Annotated in this window: 23 protein-coding genes; 13 read left to right on the top strand and 10 right to left on the bottom strand. The window is 27.8% G+C overall.

Annotated features, from left to right (window positions below; all coding sequences use genetic code 11):
- Positions 1-379 (top strand): hypothetical protein (locus AVBRAN9334_RS09225; protein ID WP_336607645.1); only part of this gene is annotated, 379 nt, incomplete at its 5' end.
- A 27-nt stretch (positions 380-406) separates the two neighbouring features.
- Here AVBRAN9334_RS09225 and AVBRAN9334_RS09230 read toward each other — a convergent pair.
- Positions 407-961, bottom strand: coding sequence for a YceI family protein (locus AVBRAN9334_RS09230; protein ID WP_214118870.1), 555 nt, complete (start codon positions 959-961; stop codon positions 407-409).
- Between the two features lie 93 nt (positions 962-1,054).
- Here AVBRAN9334_RS09230 and AVBRAN9334_RS09235 point away from each other — a divergent pair, with 93 nt between their 5' ends.
- The 6 genes from AVBRAN9334_RS09235 to AVBRAN9334_RS09260 all read left to right on the top strand — a co-directional run bounded on the left by AVBRAN9334_RS09235 (position 1,055) and on the right by AVBRAN9334_RS09260 (position 7,401).
- Positions 1,055-2,239, top strand: coding sequence for a saccharopine dehydrogenase family protein (locus AVBRAN9334_RS09235; protein ID WP_214118872.1), 1,185 nt, complete (start codon positions 1,055-1,057; stop codon positions 2,237-2,239).
- 113 nt (positions 2,240-2,352) lie between these two features.
- Entirely contained in the window at positions 2,353-3,804 is a 1,452-nt protein-coding gene (locus tag AVBRAN9334_RS09240; RefSeq protein WP_336607646.1) for a hypothetical protein, read from the top strand.
- 4 nt (positions 3,805-3,808) lie between these two features.
- Positions 3,809-4,183 (top strand): DUF1425 domain-containing protein, encoded by a 375-nt coding sequence (locus AVBRAN9334_RS09245; protein WP_214118876.1) that lies wholly within the window; start codon positions 3,809-3,811, stop codon positions 4,181-4,183.
- 9 nt (positions 4,184-4,192) lie between these two features.
- Positions 4,193-4,813 (top strand): penicillin-binding protein activator LpoB, encoded by a 621-nt coding sequence (gene lpoB / locus AVBRAN9334_RS09250; protein ID WP_214118878.1) that lies wholly within the window; start codon positions 4,193-4,195, stop codon positions 4,811-4,813.
- Positions 4,807-6,189, top strand: coding sequence for a hypothetical protein (locus tag AVBRAN9334_RS09255; RefSeq protein ID WP_336607647.1), 1,383 nt, complete (start codon positions 4,807-4,809; stop codon positions 6,187-6,189). The genes lpoB and AVBRAN9334_RS09255 overlap by 7 nt, the downstream gene beginning before the upstream one ends.
- Positions 6,190-6,198: 9 nt before the next feature.
- Positions 6,199-7,401 (top strand): hypothetical protein, encoded by a 1,203-nt coding sequence (locus AVBRAN9334_RS09260; RefSeq protein WP_336607648.1) that lies wholly within the window; start codon positions 6,199-6,201, stop codon positions 7,399-7,401.
- 83 nt (positions 7,402-7,484) lie between these two features.
- Here the strand turns inward: AVBRAN9334_RS09260 and AVBRAN9334_RS09265 are convergent, their stop codons facing one another.
- The gene (locus AVBRAN9334_RS09265; RefSeq protein WP_336607649.1) at positions 7,485-9,968 is read right to left on the bottom strand and encodes a hypothetical protein; all 2,484 of its coding nucleotides are present in this window, start codon (positions 9,966-9,968) and stop codon (positions 7,485-7,487) included.
- A gap of 180 nt (positions 9,969-10,148) precedes the next feature.
- A complete protein-coding gene (locus AVBRAN9334_RS09270; protein ID WP_336607650.1) occupies positions 10,149-11,228 on the bottom strand; it encodes a cytochrome-c peroxidase in 1,080 nt (359 codons plus the stop codon).
- Between the two features lie 92 nt (positions 11,229-11,320).
- Between AVBRAN9334_RS09270 and AVBRAN9334_RS09275 the strand changes: the two genes are divergently transcribed.
- The 6 genes from AVBRAN9334_RS09275 (at position 11,321) to AVBRAN9334_RS09300 (ending at position 16,644) form a co-directional block, all read left to right on the top strand.
- A complete protein-coding gene (locus tag AVBRAN9334_RS09275; RefSeq protein WP_336607651.1) occupies positions 11,321-12,055 on the top strand; it encodes a tetratricopeptide repeat protein in 735 nt (244 codons plus the stop codon).
- Positions 12,052-12,654 (top strand): hypothetical protein, encoded by a 603-nt coding sequence (locus AVBRAN9334_RS09280; RefSeq protein WP_214119692.1) that lies wholly within the window; start codon positions 12,052-12,054, stop codon positions 12,652-12,654. The genes AVBRAN9334_RS09275 and AVBRAN9334_RS09280 overlap by 4 nt, the downstream gene beginning before the upstream one ends.
- A 63-nt stretch (positions 12,655-12,717) precedes the next feature.
- Positions 12,718-15,177 (top strand): hypothetical protein, encoded by a 2,460-nt coding sequence (locus AVBRAN9334_RS09285; RefSeq protein WP_336607652.1) that lies wholly within the window; start codon positions 12,718-12,720, stop codon positions 15,175-15,177.
- Positions 15,177-15,602 carry a MotA/TolQ/ExbB proton channel family protein gene (locus tag AVBRAN9334_RS09290; RefSeq protein WP_214119690.1) on the top strand — a complete coding sequence of 142 codons (426 nt, stop codon included), beginning with the start codon at positions 15,177-15,179 and terminating at the stop codon, positions 15,600-15,602. The genes AVBRAN9334_RS09285 and AVBRAN9334_RS09290 overlap by 1 nt, the downstream gene beginning before the upstream one ends.
- Positions 15,599-15,958, top strand: coding sequence for an ExbD/TolR family protein (locus tag AVBRAN9334_RS09295; RefSeq protein WP_336607653.1), 360 nt, complete (start codon positions 15,599-15,601; stop codon positions 15,956-15,958). The genes AVBRAN9334_RS09290 and AVBRAN9334_RS09295 overlap by 4 nt, the downstream gene beginning before the upstream one ends.
- Positions 15,958-16,644: an energy transducer TonB gene (locus AVBRAN9334_RS09300; RefSeq protein ID WP_336607654.1), complete on the top strand. Its 687-nt coding sequence runs from the start codon at positions 15,958-15,960 to the stop codon at positions 16,642-16,644. The genes AVBRAN9334_RS09295 and AVBRAN9334_RS09300 overlap by 1 nt, the downstream gene beginning before the upstream one ends.
- Positions 16,645-16,649: 5 nt before the next feature.
- On the opposite strand, the gene AVBRAN9334_RS09305 is transcribed toward AVBRAN9334_RS09300, so the two are convergent.
- The 7 genes from AVBRAN9334_RS09305 to AVBRAN9334_RS09335 form a co-directional block, all read right to left on the bottom strand.
- Positions 16,650-17,204, bottom strand: a complete 555-nt coding sequence (locus AVBRAN9334_RS09305) for a hypothetical protein (RefSeq protein WP_336607655.1) — start codon at positions 17,202-17,204, stop codon at positions 16,650-16,652.
- Positions 17,205-17,780 (bottom strand): hypothetical protein, encoded by a 576-nt coding sequence (locus tag AVBRAN9334_RS09310; RefSeq protein ID WP_336607656.1) that lies wholly within the window; start codon positions 17,778-17,780, stop codon positions 17,205-17,207. It lies immediately after the preceding gene.
- 5 nt (positions 17,781-17,785) lie between these two features.
- Positions 17,786-18,448 carry a hypothetical protein gene (locus AVBRAN9334_RS09315; protein ID WP_336607657.1) on the bottom strand — a complete coding sequence of 221 codons (663 nt, stop codon included), beginning with the start codon at positions 18,446-18,448 and terminating at the stop codon, positions 17,786-17,788.
- A gap of 63 nt (positions 18,449-18,511) precedes the next feature.
- Positions 18,512-19,066, bottom strand: coding sequence for a cysteine peptidase family C39 domain-containing protein (locus tag AVBRAN9334_RS09320; protein ID WP_214119685.1), 555 nt, complete (start codon positions 19,064-19,066; stop codon positions 18,512-18,514).
- Positions 19,051-19,902 (bottom strand): hypothetical protein, encoded by an 852-nt coding sequence (locus AVBRAN9334_RS09325; protein ID WP_214119684.1) that lies wholly within the window; start codon positions 19,900-19,902, stop codon positions 19,051-19,053. Before AVBRAN9334_RS09325 ends, AVBRAN9334_RS09320 begins: the two co-directional genes overlap by 16 nt.
- Before the next feature lie 30 nt (positions 19,903-19,932).
- Complete coding sequence (locus tag AVBRAN9334_RS09330; protein WP_214118894.1) at positions 19,933-20,550, bottom strand: hypothetical protein; 618 nt, start codon at positions 20,548-20,550, stop codon at positions 19,933-19,935.
- A 9-nt stretch (positions 20,551-20,559) separates the two neighbouring features.
- Entirely contained in the window at positions 20,560-21,213 is a 654-nt protein-coding gene (locus tag AVBRAN9334_RS09335; RefSeq protein WP_239803355.1) for a hypothetical protein, read from the bottom strand.
- Positions 21,214-21,286 lie beyond the last annotated feature (73 nt).

Raw genomic sequence — 21,286 nt, forward strand, 5'->3', positions numbered from 1 at the left:
TTATATAACAATTGCTGAAAAATATGATTTTAAAGATATTGTTTATGAATACGGAGTATTTTTAGATAATCTACCTTTTATGACAATTTCACACAAAAAAATAAATACTAATATAACTGAAGAATTAAATAAAGAAACAGAAGAACAAATTAAACTTAATAATATAATTGAAAAACTTAAAAAATCACAATCTTTAGATAATAACGAAAAAGAAATATTACAAAAATTTAATATCCAAAACATAAGTAATGAATTAAAAATAAGTGAAGATAAATTAAAAGAATTAATTACAAATGATAAGCTAGGAGATTTTATAGATTTTACGAAAGAATTTAAAAAAGATTTAAGCGATACAAGATTAATTGATATAAGAATTTGAAATAAAATTTCAAATTCTTAATTTTAATTATTTTTTATCAGCTTCAGCAAAAATTTGAACTTTTACTTCGTTTGCTACTAAGCTCTCATTTGTATCTTTTGCTACATCAAAATCTTTTCTTAAAAGGTCAAGATTTAGGTCAAACCCAAGTTTAGTTTTATCTCCCATTGTAGCAACACCATTGATAGCAACATCAAATGTTACTTCTTTTTTAACGCCATTTATATTTAATTCCCCTGTCATTTTTCCTTGTGTATCACTTACTTTTTCGTATTTACTCATAACAAAAGTAAGTTTTGGATTAACTTTTTCATTTAAAAAATCACTTGATTTTAAATGCTCGTCTCTTTTTTCACTATTTGTATCAACGCTTGCTACATCAACGCTTGCATTAAATACTTTAAAAGTTTTATTAGCTTCATCAAAATCTATCATCGCATCAAAACTTTTAAATTTACCCTTAGCATTAGAAACTAACATATGTTTAACGCTAAATTCAACGCTAGTATGAACTTTATCAAGAACAAATTCACTAGCACCTAAAATACCTGCTAAGCTTAAAGCTAAAAATAATTTTTTCATAATATACTCCTAAAATAAAATAAGACTAATATAATCTCATAAAAAGATTAATCATTATCATAAATATTTTATCATAAGCTAAAAGGAGAAAATATGAAACATTTATTAATAATTGGAGCTGGTGGAGTTAGCCGTGTAGCAACCTATAAAGCAGCTGAATATAAATATTTTGATAAAATCACGCTTGCAAGTAGAACAAAAAGCAAATGTGATGAAATAGCAAGTTTTATTAAAGAGCGTTTAGGAGTTGAGATTGCAACTGCTACGATTAATGCTGATGATACAAATGCAGTTGTTAAGCTTATACAAGATATAAACGCTACGATTTTATTAAATGTGGCTTTACCTTATCAAGATTTAGCTTTAATGGACGCTTGTTCTCAAACTAAAATTCCATACATTGATACAGCAAATTATGAACATCCTGATTTAGCTAAATTTGAATATAAAGAGCAATGGGCTAGAAATAATGACTTTTTAAAAGCTGGTGTTCCTGCACTGCTTGGAAGTGGATTTGACCCAGGTGCAACGAATGTTATGTGTGCGTATGCGCAGCAATATTTATTTGATGAAATTCATACAATTGATATTATGGATTGTAATGCAGGAGATCACGGCTATGCTTTCGCAACTAATTTTAACCCTGAAATAAACTTAAGAGAAGTTAGTGCAAATGGTAGATATTGGGAAAATGGCGAGTGGATTGAGACTAAACCACTTGAGATTAAAGTTGAACACGATTATCCTGAAGTTGGGGTTAAAGATAGCTATTTACTTTATCACGAAGAACTTGAGAGCTTATGTAAAAATATAAAAGGTTTAAAAAGAATTAGATTTTTTATGACTTTTGGACAAAGCTATATTCAACATATGAATTGTCTTAAAAATGTAGGTATGCTAGGAATTGAGCCAGTTGAACATCAAGGAATGAAGATAATTCCTATTGAGTTTTTAAAGACACTTTTACCTGACCCTGCAAGTCTTGGTGCAAGGACTAAAGGCAAGACAAACATAGGTTGTATTATTGAAGGTATTAAAGATGGCAAGGCTAAAAAAGTATATATTTATAATGTTTGCGTGCATGAAGAATGCTACGCTGAAACTGGCGCTCAAGCAGTAAGCTACACAACAGGCGTTCCTGCTGCAATTGGAACATATTTAATAGCAAGTGGCAAATGGAGCGGAAAAGGTGTATTTAATATGGAAGAATTTGATGCAAAACCATTCTTTGATGAAATGAATAAAATGGGTCTTCCTATTAAAATACTAGAGCTATAAAAAATAAACAATAATTCTTATTATTTAAGAATTATTGAATTTAAAAAAAATTAATATATATTAATTAAGTTTTTATAAAATGGCGTTTTTTAAAAATGGGGGGGGGGTCGGCGATGTTAAGAGTTTTGTTAAAAGTTTTTGTTTTAGTTTTTACTTTATTAGTATTAAATGCTTGTTCTTCTGTCTTTTTAGGCTATGAAGAAGAAAATAAAAATAAAATATATTCTTTAGATACTAAAGACTGCGAATTACTTACGAAAAAAGAGCTAAAATACTCAAAAGAAAATGTATTAGAAAAGATTAAAGACCCACTTTACAACGGCAATTATTACGGATATCAAGCATTCTTGTGTAAGTCTTATAAAGATAGTATTAAGCTATTTGATTTGGTTGAAGATGGTTATAAAGATAAAGATGAAAAAAATCTATTGTTAAAGATTGGAGAAGGAGTTTTAGAAGGTCTTTTTAATGATAATATAACTGATTATAGCGGTCAATATTATGAAAAAATGCTAACTAATACATACAAATCAATGAGTTATCTAGCTTTAGGCGAATACGATGAAGCTGGAGTTGAAATCAAAAGAGCCTTAGATAGACAAAAAAGAAATAAAGAAGAATTTGAAAGCGATATTTTAAGCGAATTAAACTACTTACAACAAAAACCTAGAGAAAGTAATGAAGTAATAGACATTATAAATAATAGTGTCCCAATTCCTGCTTATAAGTCTTATGCTAATTATTCTAATCCATTTGTTAGCTATTTTTCTGCTCTTTATTATATTTTAGATGGTAGGTCAAATAATTCTATTGATTTATTAAAAGAAGTTTATTCTCAAGAAAATGATTTGCTGTTTTATCAAGATTATGAATTAGCTAAAAACAATTTCAACACTAAAAGAATAGCAAATAAAGTAAAAAAAGGAATGCAAATATCTAAAACAAATAAATATATTTGGGTAATTTATGAAAATGGTAAATCTAAATCTTTAAAAGAATTTAATCTATCATTGCCTATTGTTTTTATTAAGAAAAACGATAATGATATAGATTATAAAATTCCTTTTGGAAATGAAAAATACTCTGTTTATGCTAATCAATTAGCCGTTAGTAGTTTAGTGTTTTCAATAGCAATTTTAGGAGATAGTAGCGATGCTTATCCATTTATAGTAGCGAATAATCAAAAAACAAGACTTCTAAGTGATATGGATAAAATAATAGGCGCTGAATACAAAGCTACATTAATACCTAGAATATCTAAGTCTTTTTTAAGAGCGATTACTAAAACAATGATTAGTGTAAAAGCCAATAAAGAGAATTTATATTCTGGCATAGGTGTTGATTTGGTAAATAATTTATTAAACCATTCTGATATTAGATACTTTATAGGTTTACCTAAAAACTATCAAGCAATTAGAATTGCAAATAGTGGAAGCATAAATATTGCAAGTCCAAATTCTCAAACACTATTTTCACAAGAATTAGATATAAATAAACATTATGTAATACTTGTAAAAATTCCTACAATAGGAACTGAATATATAACAATATTTGAAGAAAGGTAAAAAAATGAAAAAATATATCTTAACAGCTTTTGCTGTATTTTTATGTTCGTGTGCTAACAATGCAAATGTAATCAAAAACAATCAATGCTTTAATGTAAGCTATTTAGATGAAGATTTAAATAAAATTCTAAAATGCGAAGAAAGAAGCAATAATGATTTTAATAACCTAATAATTAGTATCGAACTTACTAATATAAGCAATAATGAACTAAATCTTAAATACTCACAAGATTGGTTTTATGATAATGGTATGCATGTTGATAATTTAGGTTTAGCTAAAAAAGAGCTAACACTACAACCAAAAGAAACAAAATATATAAAATTAGGTGCTCCAGCAAACGCACATAATTACAAAATAAAAATTAACAAATTTAATTAAGGAGAAAAAATGAAAAAATACTACACACTAGCTTTAGCACTAAGTTTAGGAGCTTGTGCAGCTGCACCAAGTTATGTCGTTGATGAAGTAAATAATGGCAAAAATCAGCCTGTTTCACTAGGTATTGATGATATAGATTTACAAAATGCGGCAAGAGATTTGATTAATTCTATGTTAGCAAGCCCTGTTTTTGCTACTTCAAATCCAAACGAACGCCATATTCTTGTAATGAGTAGGATTACTAATGATACAATGCAACATTTTGATACAGATATTCTTACTAAAAAAATAAGAATTGCTTTACTTAATTCTGGTCGTGTTTATGTAACAACAGCAATTGGAGCTAATGGGGCTGAGGATAATATGACCCACGCTACAAGAGAATTAAGAGATAATGACGAATTTAATCAAAAAACAATCGCTAAAAAAGGCACAATACTAAGTGCAAATAGGTCTTTAAGCGGTAAAATAATTCAAAGAAATACTAGAATTAAAGGAACTTTTAGTGATTCTCAAAGAGTTGATTATTATTTCCAAATGACGGTTACAAATCTTGATAATGGCTTAGCAATTTGGGAAGATGAAATAAAAATTAATAAACTTGGTTCAAATAGGAGTGTAGCATGGTAAAAAAAGTATTGTTAAGTTCTGTATTAGCAGGTATTTTAAGTATTGGAGCATTTGCAGAAGAAACTAAAAATCAAGAAGTAGTTAATGAAGTAACAACACCAAAAGAAGAAAGTGTTGTAAGTCAAAATATAAAACCTTCAGTTGATGAAGTGTTGCCAATTAGCGATGAAAACAATGGCTTTGTTGATGATGAAAATGATATTTTAAGAATGATGAGTGAAGTAGCAGAACAAATAGAAGATAAAGCAAGTGGAAGAGAAGCTTTCATTTCTCCTGCTATTCCAATTCCTGTATTTAGAGAAGACCCAAAATACTATGATTATTTAGCAAGTGCTTATAGTGAAGCATTTTTAAGATTAAAAGCAAAAATCGTTATGGAAAAATACGGCATTTATCAAACAAAAGCTATTTTAAGTGGTTATGGTGATGATTTAAGTGATGCTGATATTGATAAATTAATAGAGCAAGAAATTAAAAGTCAAAAAGAAAAAAACAGAACAGCAGAAAACATTATAAATGCACTAATTAAAAAAATCGTAGGAGATGATGCTATAAAAGAACAAGAGTTAATTTATAAAGCTGAAAAAATCAAAAACTCTCAAGATTTTAAAACAGAATCTCTTAAAACAGCATTTGGTGCTGTAAATGGTTTAATTCCTTATGAAAATTATATTGTAAAAGGCAAAAATGGCTATGACCAAGTTGGTCTAGTAGCTTATATATCACCTAAATCAATAGAATTAGCAGAAGCTTTAAAAGGTGGATATTTAGCAAAACCAACAGCTAAAAAAGAACAATGCAAAAATGCAAGAGAATTAGCAAATAGTATTAAAACCCCACTTTCAAAATTAGGGCTTACATTTTTCTATGATGAAAATTGCCAACCAGCATTAATTTCTTATGGTATGAAAAACTATGAAAATAAAGGTAAATTTGCAGATAGAAAAGCTGAAAACGCTATTAAAGTTGCACAAATGAAAGCAGAGCAAAATCTAGCTATGTTTATAGGAACTCAAATTAGCACAAAAGAAAGAGAAAGAACAGTTCAAAGAGCTATGGAAAAAGTAGCAGTTGAAGTTAAGAGCAAAGATGGCATTGATGAGCAAACAGGTGGTTTAGTAGAAGAAAATGCTATTTCAACAGTATTCCAAGAAAATATGAGTGCTAGTGCAAGTATGAAACTAATTGGCACAAAAATTGTAAATAATTGGAGAAAAACAAAAGGTGAGCAAGGTGTAACAGGAGTGATGGTGTATTATTCGCCTGCAAGTGTTCATGAATCAAAAAGTGGTTTAAAACCTACACAAGCAGTAACACCACCAACAAATACTTCAAAAGTAATTCGCTCTAAAAATGTAGAAGTTGATGATTTCTAGGATTAAATTATGAAAAAGATATTAATTATTTTTTTAGGCTTATTTTTAGTAAGCCTAAATGCTAAAGTAGTAACTACAACTAGCACAAAAACTGCTACCGGAGAAGGCTACGGCATTACTTATAGCGAAGCCGTTGATAATGCATTAGCACAAGCTGTTACTAAGCTAAATGGTGCATATATTAAAGCTAGTAATTCTTTTAGTCAAACACAATTAGAATCAAGTGCAGACGGAACAAACATTAATGCTTTATTTAATCAAAAAATTAGCAAAGCAACAAATGGTCGCTTTAGCTCTTTTGAAGTTATAGAAAATACAAAAACAGAAGATGGATTTAGAGTAGTCGTAAGTATTCAAAAAACAGCAGTTTCAAAAAAATACGAACTAGCCGGAATGAAAAACGATAGAAGAAAAATCATCGTAGCACCTGCTCTAAGCCCGAATAATTTTTCTTTATTAGGAAGAGATAGTGAACAAATATTAAGAGATTTAAGGTTTAAAATAGAAAGCAATATCCACAAAACTCGTAAATTTGATTTATTGGATAGACAAGCAGGAGAAGCATTAGCTGTTGAAAGAGATATAATTTTAAATGACGCAAATAAAGATGAAGCTTTAAAATTAGGTCAAAATCTAGGCACTGATTATATATTACTTTATACCATAAGCGATGTTAATACAACTAATAAAAATTACTCAATTATTGGCAGTGGTAGTAGTTCTAAAGTAAGTGTTAGTATAAATTATCAAGTTATTACATTTGCAACTAGACAAATAAGATTTGCTGATAGCATAAGCCTTGATATAAAATCTAAAGATTATGATAGTATTTTAAACAATATTGCAAGCACTATTGTATTAAACACTCAGGCTGCTATTTATCCACCAAAAATAGAAAAAATCAGCAATAATCAAGCAGTTTTTACTCAAAGCCTACCTATAAATACACAACTAGAATGCTATAAAAAAGGTGATAAAATCTATGATAGTTACACAAAAGAGCTAAACGGCTACGAAGAAATTTTTAGTGCTTTAGTGCAAGTAACTAATGCAAATGCTAAAACAAGCTATGCAAAAATACTAGAAGGTAATGCAAATAAAGGCGATATTTGTAGATTTAAAAATATTGGCAACAACTCTACAAGTAATGATGCAAACGGAAAAGATGTAAAAGATATAACACCGGTTCAAGGTGGTGGATTTATATTTTAAAAATAAAAAGAATTTGATTTATTCAAATTCTTTTATCATACAAATTCTTACTATCTTTATACGCCATTAACTAGAGTTAAAGATTAGTAGTTTAGCCCAACTTCTAGCATTATGCTTCTTCCACTTGCATAATCATATATTAGCTTATCGTCTTTTTTGCTTGCGTTTATTTTATTTTTTGTATTTAATAAATTTTCAATATTTATATTTACAAAAAACTCAATATCTTTTTTCATTTTATATTTATAAGCAATATTCATATCCCAAGTGAAGTGATTATTTAGCTTAATTAACTCATATTCTCTTATGCGCTCAGCTCTATTATAAGTAGAAACTAAAGCTTTTTTGCTAGGTGTAAATGTAAATAAATTTGTAAATCCTAAACCATAATCAGGAATATTTAAATTATATAAAAAGGTGATTTTGTATTTATCATAATAATCAATTATCGGAAGGTCTTTTTGAGCTATTATTTCGCCATTATATTTAACTTGATTATTTCTATCCCACTCATCGCTTTTATAATCTTTAAAATCTGATTTTTTCTTTGTATAGCTTGCACTTAGGCTAAAATCATTTAAGGTATTAAAGATTTCAATGCTTTTAGCGTTTGCTATATCTAGGCTTATAATATCAACTTTTGAAGTGCCTAAATTAGTATAAACTTTATAATTTTTTGATAAATTTTCATCATCAATATTGGCTAAGCCTAAAGTTTCTTTATCGCTTAAAACCACTTGATTTTTGCCTAATCTTTTTAAGTATTTTAAACTAAGCTTTGTGTTTTTAAACTCGCCCCTATAAAATACGCTAAACTCATCATTAAATGAGCGTTTTAACTCGTTAAAATTATACATATTTTTCTTACCGCCAGTTTGCTTAAACTCTTCATTATAATCGGTTCTACTTAGAAATTGTGTATAAGAATAAATCTTATCATATAGCTTATATGCGAAGAAATTCTTACCATAATATCTATTAAAACCAGTTCCAAAGAAATTGCTCTCATCACCTAATAAATCAAACTCACTTGTAATTCTAGGAGCTATATTAAACTTTTTAATAATACCATCATAGCTTCCCCTTGCACCTAATCTTAGATTAAATCTTTTGTATTGAATATCATCTTCTAAATATAAATCAAAATTAGTTGCGCTAATTCCTGTTTTAAATTCCGGAGTAAAAGTTGCGTTTTTTAGATATTGCCCTGCTCCTGCATTGCCTTTCCTATCCACAGCATCACCCATTAGGCAAAATACATCACCATCCTTACAAACCACATCATTAGTTAAAATAGCGGGATTATAGTATTCTGCTAAGTGTTTTAAGGTCTCATAAGAAGCTTTTTTATGACTTAGCTCAAGTCCTGCATAAAAAGTATGCTCTGTATCTTTAAACTCTTTTACATCGCTTTCAAAATCAAGCTTATAATTTAACTCCTTTGTTCGTTCCCTTATATCTCCATAACCACCTTTCATAGAGTAAGTGCCAATGCCCCAATTTGCAACTTTGTTTGTAAAAAAGCCAAATTTCATATTTTTATCAAAATACCTTGCACTATCTTGAATGCTGTAGCCTAAATTTTGAGTGATATTAAAGCTATCAAATTCGCTAAAAAGCTCAATATTTGAAATTATCCCGCCAAATTTAGCTTCTAAATTAGAATCAATCACACCTTCTAAAAAGCCCTTATAAACGCTAGGTGCATAGATAATGCTAGGCCTAATTATATGATTATCTAAAGCAATAAAGCCTTTTAATAAAAAGTTTTCATTTCTTCTACTTTGATTAGGATAAAAATATCCTTGCGCTAAAACTTCTCTTTTTGTTGGCATTTTTATCATTGAAGTTGTTCTTGAATAATCAAACAAAATCCCATAATCATTGCTAAAACGACTTTCTAAATAAATATTTTGATTTTGTTTTACGAAATTATTATTTAGGTTTTTGCCACTTTTTGTTTCATAAGAAGCTTTGTTTTCTTCATCTATTATGATTTTATTAAGGTTGCCATCTGTATAGCTAGTAGATATTCTAGCTCCAAATGTTTTAATCGGGTCTTTTAGTTTAGTATCTATTACCCCACCTTCAAAATTGCCGTATTTTGCACTAACATTACTATCTAAAACTTTTATACTTTTTAAAATATTTGTATTAATCACGCTGCCTTGAGCTCCCATAACAGGTGCTCTCCATAGTGATGCTGCGTTTATGTTTTGATTACCTGCTGGGTCAATCGCATTATCAAAACTCATCCCATTTACTAAAAATGCGTTTTGATAAAACGGTGCTGCGTTTATGCTAAAATCTTTTGGGCTGATTTCTGCTTGATTTGTAGATATATTATCAGTTGAGTTTGAAAATATATTAGAATTTTGCTTTACAACCTCATCTATTTTTTTACTTGAATTTGTGTTTTGAAAATTATATATTTTATAACTTGAGTATTTTGAATACCCACCCCCATTAGCTAGATTTTGTCTATTTTCTACGCTAATTTCACCTACATTTAAATCATTTGCATAAACTAAGCTTGCAAATAATAATAAAGATAATTTGGTTTTCATTCGTTCTCCTTTGAAAAACGATAATTATTACCAAATTAACTTAAGCTAATATGAATTTAATACTAATTATTAAAATCTAAATATAAATTAAAATTCAAATTAGAATTCTATTTACATCTTACTATATTTCAAACTTAATTTAAATTTTACCAATAGTAATTTGTATTATTTATATTAATTTCAATAATCAAGCTTAGGGCGTATTGTTTCATCACTTGAAGGTGGGAGTTCTGGATAAACTATCTGTGGTAGTTTGCCACTAAGTGATTTTAAAAAGCTTATTATATTTTTGATTTCTTGCTCGCTTAGTTCAATTCCAAGCTGAATTCTTCCCATAGATTCAACTGCTTCAGTTAAGCTCCAAATACTGCCATTATGAAAATATGGAGCTGTTCTTGCTACATTTCTTAAGGTAGGAACTTTTACTCTATTGTTTTCATTTCCGTTAAAATCTCCATAATTTACATATTGATACCTAACAAAGCCAAAACCCCTAAATGCTCCGCCAACATTTATCCCGTAATGGCATAAAACACAACCTTTATTAATAAATGTTCTAAGCCCTTGTTTTTCATCAAAACTTAAAGCATTTACATTGCCTTCTAAAAACTCATCATATCTTGAAGGAGTTATCAAAGTTCGCTCAAATATGCCAATAGTTGCTGCAATTAAGTCAAAATCAATATTAATATCATTTGAAAAAGCGTCTTTAAACTCATTTACATATTCAGGAATACTTTTGATTTTTTCTACTACGATTTGGCTATCTTCTGCCATTTCTACATTAGCTTGGATAGGTCCTTTTGCTTGTTCTTTTAGGTGATTTGCTCTGCCGTCCCAAAATTGATTCGGGTTAAACACTGCATTATAAACGCTTGGAGCGTTTAGATGATGTGGATTTGCTTGCCATTTGTGTCCTGTACTAGCTGCTATGCCATCAACTCCACCTAAGCCTAAATTATGACAAGTATTGCACGATATTAGCCCGCTTCTTGAAAGTCTTGGGTCAAAATAAAGCTTTTTGCCTAATTCAATTCTTTTAGTTGTAGTTGGATATATTTCATAATCAGGGCTTGTATTTTTAATTAGCTCTTCTAATTCATAAGCATTGCTAGGGATTGCTTTTAGTCTTATTTTTTTAGCATAAGTGATTAGAGTTTTATCATCTATATTAAAAATATCTTCTCTAATTTGTCTAAAACTGAGCTCATTAGAGATTGCAAAACTAAGTGCAAATCCTAAAAATATTAATTTTTTCATACAAGCTCCTTTTAGTAATTTTTATAATGATATTAATAATTATTTAATAATATTAAATATTAATAATTATAATCAATAAAAAAGGAAAGATTATGATAAAACTTTTTATTTTGTTTTTTTGTGTTTATGCAATAGCTAGTGATTTAGAGAACAAATGTAAAGAAAATGATTATTCATCTTGCACAAATCTAGCAATTAGCTTAATAAATAGTGATATTAAAAGAGCTAAAAAATTATTAGCACTATCTTGTGAAAAAGATGTTGCCTTAGCTTGTCATCGCCTAAGTATGATTTATTTTAATGGTGCTAAGAAAAATACACAATTAGCAAAAGAATTAGCAAATAAAGCTTGTGATTTAGGCTATTTGCAAAGTTGTCATAATCTAGGAAATATTTATAAATACTCTTTAGCTAAAACTAAGCAAGATTTTCTTAAAGCAATAAATTATTATGAGAAAAATTGTGATAAAAAATACGCAAATTCTTGCTATGAGCTTGCAAATTTATATCAATATTATTTGCCTATAAATGATGATTATGTTTTGCTAAATCATAGTAAAGCTTGTGATTTAGATTTAGCCGCGTCTTGCTATCAGATAGGCTATTTTGCGTATTTTAAAAAATATAATTTAAATGATTTAAAACTTGCTTTAAAATACTTCTTAAAAGCTTGCGAGCTAAATTACAACCTAGCTTGTATGATGAGTGCAAATATTTATGAAAAACAAAATAATTTAGAAAATGCTTTAAAATTTTATAAAAAAGCTTGTGATTTAAGAAATTTTACATCTTGTAATAATTACGAAAGAATTAAGGATAAGAAATGAAAAAATTATTATTAATATCAAGTTTTTTTGTAAGTTTAAGTTCCTATGATTTTGGTATTAAAATAAATGAGTTTAATTCTAGCGAAGTTGATAGTTATTTTAATTATGAATATGGAAAAAGCAGACCTTACACATGCAATCTGCGCTCATCTTTCTTGCCAAACACAAAAAAAGGCGAAATTTTTAAGAAAATGTTTGGTGATAAAAAAGCTTATAAAAGTCTTAGAAGTCTAGCTTGTAATATTGATGAAAATAATTATTTTTTATGGCTTATTTTTAAAGATGATATTTTAAAGCAAATAAAATACGAACTTAATAAAAATTACGAAGATTTAAAACAAGAATTATTATTTAAATATGAGTTAATCAAAGAAAACAAGGTAAATCTTGATGATTATTATATAAGTGATTATGATGAATTTGAAATAGCAATTAACACTAAATGCAATGCTAAATATTGCAGAGATTTTAGTATTTTTAAGATTAGTGATAAGATTGAGCTTGTATTAATTAATGCAAATTTTAACAATATAAAAAAATCAAGCATAATAATTAGAGCAAAAGATTTAAAAGAACTTTATGATAAAAATAAATTTTAATTTAAAGTGATTTTAATTTTCATTATATTACAATCTAATAATGATTATTATTTTGGGGATTTTATGAAGAAAGTTTTTCAATGTTTTATTATTTGCTCTTGTGCTTTAGCAGAAATTAATGTTGGCAGTATTGATGTAATTGGTGAAAGTGCTAGTTTGATTATTAATCAAAAAAGTACTATTTATTCAAATAAATTTTTAAAAAATTTTGCAAGCAATAATAAAGACATAAGCTCTATTTTAAAATACAATCCAAATGTAAGCTTTGATGTAAGCAATAATTCAAGCTTTAATGGTGCAAATATTGTGCCTGATAAAATAAGTATAAACGGAAGTCTTTTTTATCAAAATAATTTTACCCTTGATGGAATAAGCATTACAAATGACATTGACCCAGCGGGTTCAAGCACTGCATTAGATGACAAAGGGCAGTTTGAAACACCATCTCAAGGCGTATTCTTAAATACTAATATTCTTGATAGTGTAGAAGTATTTGATAGTTTTATCCCTGCTAAATACGGAGAATTTACAGGCGGTGTAGTAGATAGTAAGAGCAAAAATCCTAGCAAGGATTTAAGTTCTTATGTTAATTTTGGTTTTACTTCAAGTAATTTAACTAAGACTTTATATCCTGATTGCGATGAAAATGATATTTCATGCCTTGCTAGAATAACAACTTATGAAAATGATTTAAGCAATATAAGTTCAAAAAAATGGAAAAAATATAATACAAATTTTGGATTTTCAAATACTTTTAATGAAAAATTTGGAGTTTTGTTTGATTTTTCAGACTTAAGAAGTGTTATTACAAAGCCTAGCAAAGCACTTGATGAGAATTCTTATGATATTAAAAATATAAGCCAAAACTTTTTATTAAAACTTAATTATATTGCAGATAATGGAATAATCCTAACTCCAAGCATAATTTATGCACCTAGCAAACAAGAATACAATACAAGCGATAATTTAAACGGACATTACTCAATTACTCAAAAAAATATCGTATCAAAAATCAATTTATTTTATGAAAACGATAATTATGCAATAGATTCAAACTTATCTTATTCTAAATTAAATTACAATAGAGATTCTGATACTAGCATTATGCAAATTTGGAAGAGTTCAAATATAAATAATTGGAGCAATTCTAGTATAGCAAGAGTTGGATCAACTACTGCTGTTGATAGATTGCAAGATAATTTAAGCTTAGATTTTGATTTTAAATATTATTTAGATCATCATACTTTAAATTCAGGTTTTATTCTTAGCAATACAAAAGTAAGCCATCAAATTGATGAAAATGGTGCAATTTATGCAACTCCTAAAACTTTAAGTGGTGAGTGTTTAGCAAATGATATTGCGTGTTTAAAAGATGATTCATTTAATAATGCAGGGCAATTCTTATCTAATTTGATTAAATATGATGGAACAAAACATGTAGTAAAATCAAATAATCTTGCATTTTATTTAGAAGATGAGTTTAGCTTAGATGCTTTTACTTTAAGATTTGGTGCTAGAGCAAATTATGATGATTTGTATAAGAATTTTAATTTTGCTCCTAGAATTAAAGCTGATTATGAGTTTAATGAAGATAGCAAAGTAAGTTTAGGTTATGCAAGATATTATGGAAGAATGCCTTATGCTTATGTTTTAAACTCGCTCATTTCTTCATCAAATCAAACTTATACAAGAACAACAGCTCAAGAAAAATGGAGCTTAAAAGCTGATTTTAAAAGCCCTAAAATGAGCCAAAATAAATTAAAAACTCCTTATGATGATGAGATTGCGTTTTTGTATCATCAAAAATTTTCTAATATTAGTTACGATTTTAAATATATTTTTAGAAATTCAAAAGACTTAATAATGACAGCTAAATCAAAAAGATTAGGCATAATTGAAAGCGATGGAATAGAAAAAACATATTACGCAAATATAGGAAAATCAAAAAATCATAATTTTAGTTTAAATATTAGCAATGCAAATGAAATAGATATTTTTGGTGTTAAAAATAACTTTGCTTTAATAGCTAATTATGCTATTCATAAAAAGAATATGCAAGATTATACAACAGACCTTTTTAGCTTACTTGATAGCAATATAAGACCTGATAAAAACGGAAGAAGCTATGATAAAGAAAATATTATGTGGGATGGAAAAGTCATAAAAATAGAAGATAAACCAAATCTAAGCTTTGCTAAACCTTGGGCTATTAGACTTACTACAACGCATAATTTTAATAATTTTACATTATCAAATTTTATTCACTATGAAGCTGGATATGATTATGAAAGAGCTTATGATTTTATAATAAATGATACTACTAAATTGAAGGCTTATGAGATAGCTCATCAAAACTCTAGCATTTTATATGATTTAAAACTTAAATATGAAAATCAATTCAAAAAAGTAAATTATTACGCAAGTATTGATATAGGAAATGTTTTTAATACAAAAAGAGCGAATAACGAATATTCTATGATGCAAGGTAGGTCGTTTTATTTTGAAGTAGGAGCGAAATTTTAATGCCAAATTTAGTGCTAGAAAATGAAATAGATTTTATAGTTTTTATTATATTAGGTGTAATGAATGCTTTATGTATTGCGGTTTTGATTGAAAGAATTGTGTTTTATTGTGTTTTCAAATATGAAAATTATAAAAGTTTAGAAGAATTTGAAATAGGAATTAGCAAAAATCTAATAATTCTTTCAATCATAGCCCAAAACGCACCTTATATAGGGCTATTGGGAACTGTTTTTGGCATAATGATGGGTTTTAACAATATTGATGATACTGGTAAGATAATAAGTGCATTAAGTGGTGCTTTAAAAGCTACTGCGGGTGGGCTTATTGTTGCAATACTTGCTTTAGTCATATTTAATATTTTTGATAGATACAATGCAAAGCTGATTGTAAAATATAAAAAATTAAATAATCTTGTTACAAAATGAATAAACCTACCTTAAACATAATCCCATTAATTGATGTAATGCTAGTAATTATCATAATATCACTTAGCGTACAAAGTTTTGTAAAATATAAAGCAATTGATGTAACCCCACCACTTAGTAAAAGCGAACAAAATGCTGAAACCAAAGCAAATGTTTTAATAATTTCAAAGGAATTTGAATTAAGAATAAACGATGATTTAATTAGTTTAAATGATTTGGTAAGCAAAATTAATAAAGATGAGAAATTAAACATAATTTGTGATGAAGAATTGTATTTTAAAGATTTTATAAAAGTAATTTATGAATTAAAAAATAATAATTTTAATAATTACACAATACTTACAAGGCTTAAATAATGAAAATAATTATAATTTCTGTTTTGATATTTTTAGCTCAAATTTTTGCCGTTTCTATAATACATATAAAAGATGAAAGCAAATTAAAAAATCAAACAAGCATAAGCTTAAGTGCTAGTAATTTTAGCTTTATACAAGATAGCCCTAAAGAAGAGTTAGTGGAAGAAAAGCTTGAAGAAGTTAAAACTGAAGCAAAACAAGAGATTAAAGAAGGTATAAAGAAAAAAATCAAACCTAAAGAAGAATTAAAAAAACAAAGCGAAATAAAAAAAGTAAAACAAGTTATAAAGCCTGAAGTAAAACAAGTTGTAAAACAAGAAGAAAAGCAAGAAATTAATCAAAATTATGGAACAAATATTGAAGGAAAAGCCAACGCAAATAGTCTAAACAATAATTCCAGCAATGGTTTAAATGATAAAGCTTTAGCCTTGTTTATAAATGAGCTTTTAAATAAATATAAAAAATACCCAAAAAGAGCAAAAATGCTAAATATTAAAGGCAAAGTAGTAGGTAATTTTATGATAAAAAACGACGAGCTTACTATAAATATTATAGAAAGTTCTCACGAAATGTTTTTGCAGCAAACAAAACAAACAATAAGAAAAGTCAAAAACAAAATCCCAAAACAAGCACATAATATGAAAATATCTTTTGTTATTAATTACAAAACAAACGAAGAAATTTGACTTATTCAAATTCTTTTATCATACAAATTCTTACTATCTTTATACGCCATTAAAATAGCTAATAAATCTCTTTCATCTTTGATATTTTGAATATCAAGTTTGCTTAAAATATCTTCCATACTTTCACGAGTGCTAGTGCCTTTTACTTCTATTTTTTCTCTAGGTTTTTCTTCTTCATATTCAGCTTTTATTTTTAGATATTCTTTCTTAAAATCATCTATGCTTATTTTTTCATCTGCAAATAATCTAAAAAGCCTTTCATCATCGCTAAAATTAAATCTTAAATCATCATAATATGTAAAGCTACCACTACTACTATTTATAGGATTTGCTTGTAAAAAGCTTTGCAAATCTTTTTTAATCTCTATATCAGAATGCTTTGCAAAAGCTCTTTGATAAATACTATCTGTCTTATAATCATTTTGAACTTGCAAAAACAAATCAAACATATCATTAGGCTTAGCAATTTGGCTAAGCTCTTTGCTTAAATCTATCTTTTTTAAATCTTTATTATTTGTATTAATGAGATTTATTTGATTTAAAGATGAGTTAATTTGCATTTATGTCCTTTTGTTTATAAACTCGGTTTCTAGCATAGATAAAACATAAGCATCATAGCTATCTTTTTGCTCTCTTAGAGATTTTACCAAGTTTGCTAAGTTTTCTTTATACACATTTAAATCACTCTTTACTTCAATCGGTTCTCTTTTAATCTCTTTAGTATCTAGCTCTTTTGCTGCTAAATCCTTAGTAATTGCTAAAAGCCATCTAGGTTTAAATTCTTCTATGCTTAAATCACTATTTAATAAGCTTTCTAGCTCATCATTTAAGGCGATTTGTCCGTTTATTGAATTTGAATTAGTCATAATAAAGCTTAAAAGTTCGCTTAATTCATTTAAACTACTTTTATCATCAAGCCCTAATAGTTTGCCATAAATAGTAACTTCGCCATTCTTACTAACCCCACTAAAACTCTTACCCCAATTATCGTGATTATATAAATTAGAAATGCCTTTTAAATCATCAGAGCTTACTGGCTTAGCATTTAAATCTTTATTAGTTTCAGTCCTTATCTCATCTCTTAAAAATATTTGCCTTAAATCCAAAATACTCTGATTGTTATTTATGATTGTCATTTTAACTAAACCCTTTTATCATATAAATTCTCGCCATTTTTATAGGCTAAAAATATAGCTAATAAATCTCTTTCATCTTTGATATTTTGAATATCAAGTTTGCTTAAAATATCTTCCATACTTTCACGAGTACTTGTGCCTTTTACTTCTATGGCTTCGAATGGTTTTTCTTTAGTTTGTTCTTCTTTTTCTTCTTGTTTAATTTCTTCTTTTGTATTTATTGCATTATTTCTTAAATTTTCTTTTTCTTTAACTCTAGCTTGTAATTCTTCAACGCTTGGCATTTTCTTACTATCTATATAACCTAAAGGAAAATCATCAGGCAAACCTAAAGATGGCATATTTAGTGAGTTTAGCGTTCTATCAAGCTCTTTTTTATCAATTTCTACCCAATTTTTCATAAATTCTTTGCTTATTTCTTCTACTAAATCAGGGTCTAATGCTCCAAACACACAATAACTTGCCTTTTCTCCAAGATTTAAATTTCTATCATTAAAAGGATTATAAGTCGGATCGTTTTCTAGCTTTTGCTGGGCTAGTTTTAGATATTCTAAACTAGCCTTTCCATCTTCATAATAAGGTTTATTAGCTTGAATATCTAGGTTATCATTTTTTTTACTAATTTTAGTTGTTGGATATGTTATATAAGAATTAGCCGTTATTTTCATAATCATCTCCTTTATCATCTATATCAGCAAAATTAACAAAAACTTTAAAAATATAAAACTTATTTAAATTTCTTTTATTTGACTTGGGCGTGGTAAATTTGGCTTTAGTTCTTTTGTAATATTTGGCTTAATTATTAGAGCGTATCCACCTAAACCATCTTTATCCCATACGCTATAAAATTCTTTTTTAGAGCTTAGATATTCGCCAAAGCTTGGGTCATATACTTTCACAAAATCCCCATTAATATTATTTACCACTACAAAATGTGGAAATCTCGGGTCATTTTCAATCTTTACTATAAAAGGCACGAATATTTTTTCAAATATATTACGATTTAATTTATAAGCTTTTGCATTAAAACCCAATTTATTTAACGCATTATTTAATTCATTAAAACTTAGCATATTAGTATTTTTATCTAAAACTTCTAAAATATCTTTTTCACTAAAACGCTTGATATTTGTTAGATTTAGCAATGTCGCTATACTACTTGCCCCACAAGATTCTTCATAACTTTGTCTTACTACGGAGTTATTTTTGATTTGTCTATAAGACTTCACTGCAAACTCGGCATTAAGACAAGTTATAGTTATAAAGATTATTAGAATTTTTGCCATAAGCTAATACCAAACACACTATCAGGAGCAGCTGAACCACCACCAAAACTAGCGTTAAAACTGATACTTGTATCATCATTTATACTATAAGTTGAGCCTACACTATATGTTGGGATACTTCTTAGATTTGTATATTTTACACCATTGATTTTCTGAGCTGCTTGAAAACTCTGTGAAGCTTCTAAATCAAGCGTAATTTTAGGGCTTAATACTATACTAAGATTTGCACCAAAATTATAAGAATTTCCATAATTTATCGCTAGTTTATCAAAAGTCCTAGTATCATTATATGTAAATCCCATATAAATACCCCAAATAGCAGGGTCGCTATATCCTTTTAAGTTTAGCTTAGCTGAATGTGATTTAAAATAAAAACTTTTATTTGTATCAAGTGCTTTTTCTCTTTGTAATAATCCTGCTTGATAAGAAAAACTAAGTATTTTATCACTAAAACTATCAAATCTATAATTAAACCCAAGCCACAAGCTCTCAAATGAATAATGAGTTTCACTCATAGGCTTACCCGTAAAAAAATTACTATATTCATTTCTAGTAGCATTAGCGCCAATTGAAGTTATAAAATCAAGCTTGTTATTAAATGAATATATCAAAGTTTCATTCAAACTAAGCCTTTTATTATCAGTCCAAATCACAGGATCGCCTCCTATTATTAGACTTGGATAACTTGTGTAGATATTAGCATTCCCGCTAGTGATTAAACTAAGACTTGTAATGCTTCTAAGTCCGATTTGTCTTTTAAAAAGACTATCAATAGTAATAGCATCAGAGCCAAATAAAAAGCTTAAAGTAAATGCTATAAAAAATAACTTTTTCAAACTCTTCCTTTCAATTTAAAATATAAAATTTCAAACCCTTTTATCATATAAATTCTCGCCATTTTTATAGGCTAAAAATATAGCTAATAAATCTCTTTCATCTTTAATATTTTGAATATTAATTTTGCTAAGTATTTCTTCCATATTCTCACGAGTGCTAGTGCCTTTTACTTCTATGGCTTCGAATGGTTTTTCTTTAGTTTGTTCTTCTTTTTCTTCTTGTTTAATTTCTTCTTTAGATTGTGATATTTTTAAATCTTCATCTGTATTAGAAAAAATACTTTTCATTAATTTATTTTTTTCTTCATCATTTATGCTATCTGAAGTTAATTTATCTAAATTTTTAAAAAGTTTATTTAGAGTTTTTACTAATTCTTCTGGATCAATGTCTGGAGATTTCTCCAATTCCAACCTTATATTCTTTACAACATCAGGGTCTAACGCTCCATACATACCATAAGTTAGCTTATCACGAAGACCTAAATTATTGTCATATAATGGTTTATAGGTCGGATCGTTTTCTAGCTTTTCTTGAGCTAGTTTTAGATATTCTAAACTAGCCCCATCATTTGCTTTATTTTGTGAGTTTTTATTATTAAGCGTATTTGCATAAGTATTTGAAAAATTATTTACTCCATTAACCATCATAATAAATCCTTATCTTGCCATTCTTAGCAAATCTGCTCCTACTGCTTGTTTTATTTCTCTTAATACTTGATTATATTCTAATTGAAAACTATTCGTAGCTTCATGGTCAAACCAACGATTAAGCATATATATTAATTCTCGAACTGTACTAGCATTTGAAAGATTTAAATACTCTTTTTCTACAGCATATACATGAGTAACTGGTGCCATCACTCCATTACCCACATTTGTATTTTTTATACCGTATAATAAAACATGACCTGTTATAGTTCTGCCGCCTAATGCGCTAATATAATCTACAAGTCTGCCGTAATTTCTATCAATATGCTCTCTAGTACTAGGATTCGCGTAACATTGAGTTTGCCCTAAAGGACAAAGCCCTATACTATTTTTTATCAATAAACCATCACTATTAAATCTAGCGCCTAACTCATTTGATGTATGTGGGATAGCCAACACAAATGCCATACCACCATATGTGTATATATCGGTTAAAACATACCCGCCACGAACCTTATTCATTTCTTCAGTATTTAATACCTTAACACCTAATGAACTATCGCTTATAGCACCTTTGCTAATATCTGCTAATAAATCATTAGCATTAGCACTTAAGCCTAAAACGGCAACTAAAGATAAAACTTTTAATGTTTTTTTAAACATTTTTTCTCCTTTGTTTTGAAATAAAATCTCATAATATCTTAAGAAATTTTAAATAAAACTTAATATTAAAAAT

This window comes from Campylobacter sp. RM9334 (assembly GCF_020138145.1).
Classification (GTDB): domain Bacteria; phylum Campylobacterota; class Campylobacteria; order Campylobacterales; family Campylobacteraceae; genus Campylobacter_E.